Consider the following 583-nt stretch of genomic DNA (forward strand, 5'->3'; position numbering starts at 1 on the left):
CGAGCCCGACCATCAGCGTGCCCAGGTACAGCCCCTTGGCCATCCACTGCTTGAAGTTGCGCGCGCGGTACAGCTCCGTGTACAGCCACGATTGCTTGAACGCATCCGGGTACGCGTTGAGCTCGTCTGACTGACGGCCGGCCTGCACCGCGTCGAACGCGGCGTCCGCCGCCAGCATGCCGGTCTTGATCGCCGCGTGGCTGCCCTTGATCCGCGATGCGTTCAGGAAGCCCGCGTCGTCGCCGATCAGCGCGCCGCCCGGGAACACCGTCTTCGGCAGCGACAGCAGCCCGCCCGCGGTGATCGCACGCGCGCCGTACGACACGCGCTTGCCGCCTTCGAGGAATGCGCGGATCGACGGATGCGTCTTGTAGCGCTGGAATTCCTCGAACGGCGACAGGTACGGGTTCGTGTAGCCCAAGCCCACCACGAAGCCGACCACGACCTGATTGTTGTCCATGTGATACAGGAACGAGCCGCCGTACGTATCGGACTTCAGCGGCCAGCCGGCCGTGTGGATCACGAGGCCCGGCTTGTGCTTGGCCGGATCGATTTCCCACAGCTCCTTGATGCCGATCCCGTA

1 protein-coding gene is annotated in these 583 nt (G+C 65.7%); it reads right to left on the minus strand.

The annotated features are described in order from the left end of the window. Window positions 1–583, minus strand: a 583-nt coding sequence (locus F3J14_RS35325; RefSeq protein WP_166726798.1) for an NAD(P)/FAD-dependent oxidoreductase, incomplete at both ends; no start/stop codon positions are given.

Source organism: Burkholderia sp. Tr-862, assembly GCF_011753085.1.
Lineage (GTDB): Bacteria > Pseudomonadota > Gammaproteobacteria > Burkholderiales > Burkholderiaceae > Burkholderia > Burkholderia ambifaria.